Annotated in this window: 6 protein-coding genes; 3 read left to right on the plus strand and 3 right to left on the minus strand. The window is 71.2% G+C overall.

What is annotated here, in order from left to right; translation table 11 throughout:
- The first annotated feature begins 168 nt into the window (after positions 1-168).
- On the plus strand, positions 169-759 hold the full coding sequence (locus ACWEFJ_RS38970) for a sugar O-acetyltransferase (RefSeq protein WP_449716879.1): 591 nt from the start codon (positions 169-171) through the stop codon (positions 757-759).
- Positions 756-1304: a TetR/AcrR family transcriptional regulator gene (locus ACWEFJ_RS38975; protein ID WP_449716880.1), complete on the plus strand. Its 549-nt coding sequence runs from the start codon at positions 756-758 to the stop codon at positions 1302-1304. The genes ACWEFJ_RS38970 and ACWEFJ_RS38975 overlap by 4 nt, the downstream gene beginning before the upstream one ends.
- 17 nt (positions 1305-1321) lie before the next feature.
- On the opposite strand, the gene ACWEFJ_RS38980 is transcribed toward ACWEFJ_RS38975, so the two are convergent.
- The 3 genes from ACWEFJ_RS38980 to ACWEFJ_RS38990 all read right to left on the minus strand — a co-directional run bounded on the left by ACWEFJ_RS38980 (position 1322) and on the right by ACWEFJ_RS38990 (position 5338).
- On the minus strand, positions 1322-2137 hold the full coding sequence (locus tag ACWEFJ_RS38980; protein ID WP_449716881.1) for an alpha/beta fold hydrolase: 816 nt from the start codon (positions 2135-2137) through the stop codon (positions 1322-1324).
- Positions 2138-2241: 104 nt separating this feature from the next.
- The gene (locus tag ACWEFJ_RS38985; protein WP_449716882.1) at positions 2242-3525 is read right to left on the minus strand and encodes an RICIN domain-containing protein; all 1284 of its coding nucleotides are present in this window, start codon (positions 3523-3525) and stop codon (positions 2242-2244) included.
- A gap of 394 nt (positions 3526-3919) precedes the next feature.
- Positions 3920-5338: an endo-1,4-beta-xylanase gene (locus ACWEFJ_RS38990; RefSeq protein WP_449716883.1), complete on the minus strand. Its 1419-nt coding sequence runs from the start codon at positions 5336-5338 to the stop codon at positions 3920-3922.
- A gap of 744 nt (positions 5339-6082) precedes the next feature.
- Here ACWEFJ_RS38990 and ACWEFJ_RS38995 point away from each other — a divergent pair.
- Positions 6083-7533 (plus strand): alpha-galactosidase (locus ACWEFJ_RS38995; protein ID WP_449716884.1); only part of this gene is annotated, 1451 nt, incomplete at its 3' end.

A 7533-nucleotide genomic window follows, 5' to 3' on the forward strand; every position in this document is an offset into this window, starting at 1 on the left:
CGCAGTGGCACGAGGTGCAGGTGCTGAAGTTCGTGCACCGCCGGTTCGTGCTGCAGCGCCCCGACCTGGCGCTGCACCAGCGCGGCCAGGCGCGGTGTTCGACGGGCCCGCCAGCCGGTCCGTTGCACCGCCGAGCCGGTCGAGGCCCTCAGGTGTACGGTCGTACACATGGCGGTCGACTACTTCGCGGGCGACGACAGGACCAACCGGGAGCGGATGCTGGCCGGCGACCTCTACATCGCCGACGACCCCGACAACGCCCGGATCGCGCAGCGGGCCGCGGCGCTGCTGGAGGACTACCGGGTGGCCTGCGCCGCGGGCCGGTTCGAGGAGGCGCGGCGGCTGCTCGCGGAGGTCCTCGGCGAGGTCGGCGAGGGCGTGGTGGTGCGACCGCCGTTGTTCGTGGACTACGGGGAGAACATCCGCATCGGCGCGCGGACGTTCGTCAACTTCAACCTCACCGCGCTGGACGTCGCGGCGATCACCATCGGCGAGGACTGCCAGATCGGGCCGGGGGTCCAGCTGCTGACGCCGACCCACCCGGTCGAGCCGGGGCCGCGGCGGGACAAGCTGGAGGCGGCTCGGCCGATCGTGATCGGCGACAACGTGTGGCTCGGCGGCGGCGTGGTGGTCTGCCCCGGCGTGACGATCGGCGACAACAGCGTGATCGGCGCGGGCGCGGTGGTGACCCGCGACATCCCGGCGAACGTGGTCGCGGTGGGCAACCCGGCCCGCGTGGTGCGGGAGATCGGGGAGTGACGGTCCGGCGACCCGACCCGGGGCGGCGGGACCGGATCGTCGACGCCTGCCTCGACGTCGTCGCCGAGGTCGGGGTGGCCGGCGCGTCGCACCGGACGATCGCGGCGGCGGCCGGGGTGCCGCTGGGCTCGATGACCTACCACTTCACCGGGATGCGCGAGCTGCTGCGCGAGGCGTTCGGCCGGTTCGCCGCCGCCGCGGCCGAGGGGTTCGAGCGGCGGATGGCCGCCGCCCGGGACGTCGAGGAGGCCAAGCGCGCCGTGGTGGAGGTCATCACCGCCGAACCGCCCGGCGGTCCGCGCGACCTCGTGCTCACCCACGAGCTGTACACGCTGGCCGCCCGCGACCCCGCCTTCCGCGACCTCACCAACGCCTGGATGGCGGCGAGCAGGCGGGCGCTGGAACGGCACTTCGACCCCCTGACCGCGCGCCTGCTCGACGCCGTGATCGAGGGCATGGCGATGCACCGCGCCCTGGACGTCGAACCGCACGACCCGGCCGCCGCGATCGCCGCCATCGAACGCGTCACCGCCCGCTCGGTGTGATCACCGCCCGACCGGCGTCAGCCCAGGTCGGAGAGGAACTCCGCCAGCACGGCGGCGAAGACCTCGGGCGCCTCCTCGTGCGGCGCGTGGCCGGTGGCCGGCAGGATCCGCACCTCGCCGCGCCAGAGCGTCGGCACGGGGACCGTGCGCAGGTAGTCCAGGCTGACCAGCTGCTCGTCCGCGCCGTGCAGCACGGCCAGCGGCCGGGTGAGGCCGGCGACGATCGCCACCTCGTCGGCGAACCGGCCCTCGCCGAGGCTCGCCGCCAGACCGGCACGGGCCGCGCCGTCCGTGGCCAGGATGTCGGCGACGAACCCCGTGACGGGGTAGGTCGAGCCGGGGGCCACGAAGCTGGTCGCGTAGGCTCGCGCGGCCTCCTCGTCCACCTCCGGGCTGAAGCCGATGTTCACGGCCGGGTTCGGCAGGAACGCCTCCCCGAGCTGAGCGGGCGAGCTGACGGGCGGCGTGCCGAAGATCGCGAACCCGGCGGCGTCCGGCAGGCGCGGCGCGGCCTCGATCGCGATGTGGCCGCCCAGGCTCCAGCCGACCACCACGGCGTCCGCGGCGTCGGTGGCCGCCATGAAGTCGACCAGGTTGCCGGCGTAACCCGGCAGCGAGTAAGCCTCCGGGGCCGGGGCGGGCGGGGAGTCGCCGTGGCCCGGCAGGTCGAGGGCCAGGCAGCGGAAGCGCTCGCCGAAAGGGCCGTCCACGAGCGCGCGCCACGTGCGGCCGGACGACGAGTTGCCGTGCACCAGCACGACGGTCCGCCCGGTGCCGGACGATTCCCGGTACACGAGTTCCTGCTCACCGACGGTGACGCTCTTCTGAGCCAACGGACGGTTCCCCTCACTGGATCGGGTGTTCCGCCGGAAGCCTCTCATCCCGCCTGCGTGAACTGAAGCCATCCACTCGCCGGGAGCGGGTGGCGGTGTGCCGGTCAGCCGCGCTTGAAGCGCTGGTTCGGGTTGCCGTTGTAGGTGTACTGGGAGATCCGCGCGCCGTCCGCGGTCGACTTCTCCCACACGTCCATGGCCAGCCCGGACTGCCGGTTGATCAGGCTGATCACATCGCCGCCGTGGTCGACGACGCGCCACTCCTGGCTCGCCGCGCCGGTGTCGGGCTGCTGGGTGATGTCCGCGCCGCTGCCGTTGCCGGAGACCTGGAGGACCAGGCCGCTGTGCCGGGCCTTGAGGCGGACGTGGCCGTCCCCGGTGTCGACGAACTCGAACTGCTGGTTGGCCCGGCCGGTGGCGGCCCACTGGACGAGCCTCGCGCCGGCCGCCGTGGAAGCCTCGGAGATGTCCGCCGCCTTGCCGCTGTGCTGCGCGACCAGGCTGTGGGCGGACGTGTTCTGCCGCAGGGACGACGCGAGGGCGATGCCCTGCTCGCGCAGGGCCTGGGCGACGACCTCGGCGATGCGCGCGGCTCCGGCGGCCTCGAAGTGGGTGTGGTCGGCGCAGAAGAACGCGCCGACCGCGCCCTGGCCGTAATCGCCGTTGTTGGGGCACAGGCGCAGCGAGTTGTAGAGCGCGACGCTGCGCTGGTGCAGGTCGATGACGGGCACCTGGTCGGCCTGCGCCTGGGCGATCGTCTCCGCCACGAACCCGCGGTTGCCCACGGCGGTGGAGCCGGAGCAGCGGATCGCCGCGACGGGCGTGACGTAGACGGGCTTGACGCCGCGCGCCTTGGCCTCCCGGGACATCGTGGACAGCAGTTCGCGGTAGCGGGCGGTGCCGACGTGCCGCGGGCAGTTGGGGTCGCCGTCGTTGATGCCGAACTGGATGATCAGCCAGTCGCCCGCCCGCATGCCGTCTTCGGCGAGCATGCCCGCCCAGCGGGAGGCGTAGGTGCGGGGGCTGACCTCGCACTCGCCGGCGGCGTCCTTGGTGGTCTTGACGTTGGACTCGTAGAGCCAGGTCTGGATGCTCCGGCCGCCCACGGCGTTGTTGACGACGGTCACGTCGTCGGTGAACAGGCGGTCGAACTCCCGGCCCCAGCCGACCGGGCAGGCGCCGCTGCCGTTGGCCATGGTGGAGTCGCCGGCCAGCCACACCGTGAACGGCGCGGCGGCGGCCGTCGCGCCCGAGTCGGTCCGCGGCGCGGCGCACGGCGCGGGCGTCGGCGCGGCGTGGGCTTGCGCGCCCGGCGCCACGAGGGCCGCCGTCGCGGCGAGGAACGCCGCCGCCACCGCCGGGTAGCGGTTCCGTGAAGACGTCTTCATCGACACCCCATGTCGTTCTCGGCGGAACCCGTGTCGGGTCGGCGGATCCGGGTCGGGCGAGGACGCCCGGCCGGACGGCCCGGTCCGGCGGCACGTCCGCCGAGCGGCACGGCGACCGCCGCCGAACGACCCGGAACCCTTCCCGGCGGAAGGGTCGCGCCACGCCCACCACCCGTCAACGGCCGCATCTCGTATGGGAGAACCGCGTCGAACGCATTCGACCGCCCCAGGCGAATCGACGTTCGACAACCCGTCGGCGCGGTCCTCGACGGCTCGGGCGAGGCGCCGCGCACGTCCACAGTGGAGTGGCGGTGTTCGGGGCGGCCCCGGACGCGCCGGTGCCGGCGGTGGGAGTCGATCCCGCCGCCGGCACCGGAGGTGACGCGACCGTGGTTCAGCGAGCGGAGCAGGTGAGGGAGAGCGCGCCGGCGGTCCCGTTGGCCTGGAAGCCGAACTCGGTGGACCCCCCGGCGGGGATGCCGGCGTTGTAGTCGACGTTGCTGAACGTGACCGTGCCGGTGTTGCCGCTCCGGTTGCTGTTCCAGGCGTTGACGATCGTCACGCCGGACGGCAGCGACAGCGACGCGGACCAGCCGTTGACCGCCGACGAACCCGCCGTGACCCTGATCGTGGCCACGAAGCCGCCGTTCCACTGGTCGAGCGCCGACACGGCGGCCGAGCAGCCACCCGGAACCGGCGTGGTGGTGGTCGTCGTGGTCGTCGTCGTGGTGGAAGTGGTGGTGGTCGTGCTGGTGGTCGTCGTGGTGCTGGTCGTGGTCGTGGTGGACGACGGCGGGGCCGCGTTGAGCGCGTTCAGGACGGCGGTGTAGGCGGGCTTCTTGTTGCCCGAGCCGTCGAACAGCAGCGGGGTGCCCGAGGCGCGCCACGAGTCGGTGTCCCGGATGCCCCACACGGTGATGCCCGCGCACCGGGCGACGGCCAGGCACGCCTTGACGACGCGCTCGTAGTTCTGCGCCTGCGCCGTGCCGGAGCCCTCGATGTCCAGCTCGGTGATCTGGACCTCGACGCCGAGGTTGGCGAAGTTCTGCAGCGTCGTCTGGTAGTTGGACGGCACCGGGCTCTGCGGGTTGAAGTGCGACTGGAGGCCGACGCAGTCGATCGGCACGCCGCGCTGCTTGAAGTCCTGGACCATCCGGTAGACGGCCTGGGTCTTGGCGTGGGTCCAGTCGTCGGTGTTGTAGTCGTTGTAGCAGAGCTTCGCGGCCGGGTCGGCCGCCCGCGCCGCCCGGAACGCGGCCTCGATCCAGTCGTTGCCGGTGCGCTGGAGGTTCGAGTCGCGCCGCGCGCCCGAGCTCCCGTCCTGGAACGCCTCGTTCACCACGTCCCACGCGTAGATCTTGCCCGCGTAGTAGGAGGCGACCTTGGTGACGTGGTTCAGCATCGCCGACCGGAGGTCCGAACCGGACAGGCTCTGCATCCAGCCGGGCTGCTGCGAGTGCCACGCCAGCGTGTGCCCGCGCACCCGCTTGCCCTGGGAGCGCGCGAGGTTCACGATGCGGTCGGCGTTGCCGTAGCTGAACTGGTTCCGGTTCGGCTCGGTCGCGTCGATCTTCATCTCGTTCTCGGCCGTGACCATGTCGAACTCACGGCTCAGGATGCCGGTGTAGGTCGAGTCGCCGAGCCTGCCCGCGGCGACGGCGGTGCCGAAGTACCGACCGGTCTGCTGGGCCGACGCGCCGAGCGTGCTCGCGGCCGACGCCGACGTGGCGGTGAGGACCACCGCGCTACCGGTGGCGGCGACCAGGGCTGTCACGAGTGCGGCTCGCGACACTGACCTCGCTGTCAGCTTCATGTGCACACCTTCTGGGACACCCGCCGCGTGTCCGGCGGGTGGTGATCGGGGATCGTGCCGGCGGTCCGCGCGCGGACGCGGGCGGACCGCGGTGGTCCGGGCTCCCGGACCGGGGACGCGAACGAGAGTTCACGCCCGTCGAAAGTTTCGAGTGTTGTTGCGTTGGATCGGCTGATCGTGTGCAGTGTGGCACCTCGTGTTGGCGCTCACAAGCCCGGTTCCGATGGCGGTAACGTTCATTGATCTGAACGGAGTACGGCGCAGTTGCGCGCTTCTCATCTGCGGTTATCATGAGGTATCGAACACCTGTGCGATCCGGTCGTGTGGTGGTCCGGCCCTTGTTAACGCTCACCTGAGCGTTCGAAACAGTCGGTACGAGCTGGTTGGCGTTTCGAAGGTGGCCACCGCGTCGGGGTGTCGCCGCGACCGTCGGGCCTCGGGCGGCGCGACGACCGGGCCGGGTCGCCGGTCCGCGGGAGGTATGTCGCAATTGTTCGCGCTCACAAGATGCGTGCTCAATAGCGGAAAAGCGCCGTTGGGCTGACTGGCGCAATGCGCCGGTGGTGCTGGTGGGAGCTGGGCTTATCCGACCTTGTCGAATACCGTTCGACTGACGGAAATGGCCCTCTCGCTAAAGTGAGCGATCACATCTTTAGCTTTGACCGGTTGTTCCGCGCGTGGCTACATTGGCTGGCGATCGGCGTTTCGGGCACGTCACTCGGACAGCGAAGGGGCGCGGCGACCATGGAACGATCAACCCGGTGGCGGCGCGTCGCCCACCTCCTGGCCGCGGCCGTGGTGGCGTCGGCCGGCACGGCGGTGGTGCTGCACGCGAACCCCGCGCAGGCCCTGGACAACGGCGTGGCGCGCACCCCGCCGATGGGCTGGAACTCGTGGAACACGTTCGGCTGCAACATCAACGAGACGTTGATCAAGCAGATGGCCGACGCGATGGTCAGCTCCGGCATGCGCGACGCCGGCTACCAATACGTCGTGGTGGACGACTGCTGGATGAACCCCAACCGGGACTCGGCGGGCAACCTGCAGGGCGACCCGAGCCGGTTCCCGAGCGGCATGAAGGCGCTCGGCGACTACATCCACGCCAAGGGCCTGAAGTTCGGCATCTACCAGGCGCCGCTGGCCGAGACGTGCGCGCAGTACTTCAACTCCTACCCCGGGTCGACCGGGGCCCTGAACCACGAGGCCCAGGACGCCCGCCAGTTCGCGGCGTGGGGCGTGGACTACCTGAAGTACGACTGGTGCTCCCCGAGCGGGACGATCGACGACCAGGTGCGGACGTTCGCGAAGATGCGCGACGCGCTGGCGGCGACGGGCCGGCCGATCGTCTACAGCATCAACCCCAACAGCATCCACGACAAGACGGGCCCGCGGCGCAACTGGGGCGACGTCGCGAACATGTGGCGCACCACCGAGGACATCACCAACGCGTGGAACACCGGGCAGACCAACGGCTACCCGATGGGCATCCAGAACATCGTGGACGTGACCGTGCCGCTGGCCTCCTACGCCGGGCCGGGCGCGTTCAACGACCAGGACATGATGGAGGTCGGCCGCGGCGGCATGACCGACACCGAGATGCGCAGCCACTTCGCGCTGTGGTCGATCATGGCCTCGCCGCTCATCGCGGGCAACGACCTGCGGAACATGAACTCGGCCACGTCGACCATCCTGAAGAACGCCAACCTGATCGCCATCAACCAGGACCCGCTGGCGTTGCAGGCGCGGCAGATCTCCCACGACGGCACGCGCCGCGTGCTGGCCAAGCGGCTGGCCGACGGCGGTGTCGCGGTGGCCCTGTTCAACCAGGGTTCGGCCACCACCACGGTGAGCACGACCGCGGCGGCGATCGGTCTCACCGGTTCCTCCTTCACCCTGCGCGACGCCTGGACGAACGCGGTGAGCACGACCTCCGGGAGCATCTCGGCCGGCGTCCCCGCGCACGGCACGGTGGTCTACCGGGTCAACCCCACCGGCACGACCACCATCACCACGACCACCACCACCACGACCACCACGACGACGACCACGACCACGACGACCACTCCGCAGCCGGGTGAGTCCTGTCGGGTCGTGAACACCGTGAACGCGTGGAACACGGGGTTGACGTCGGAGATCACGATCACGAACACGGGGTCGGCGGCGATCTCGGGTTGGTCGTTGGTGTTCACGTTGCC

Source organism: Actinosynnema sp. NPDC004786 (assembly GCF_053601135.1).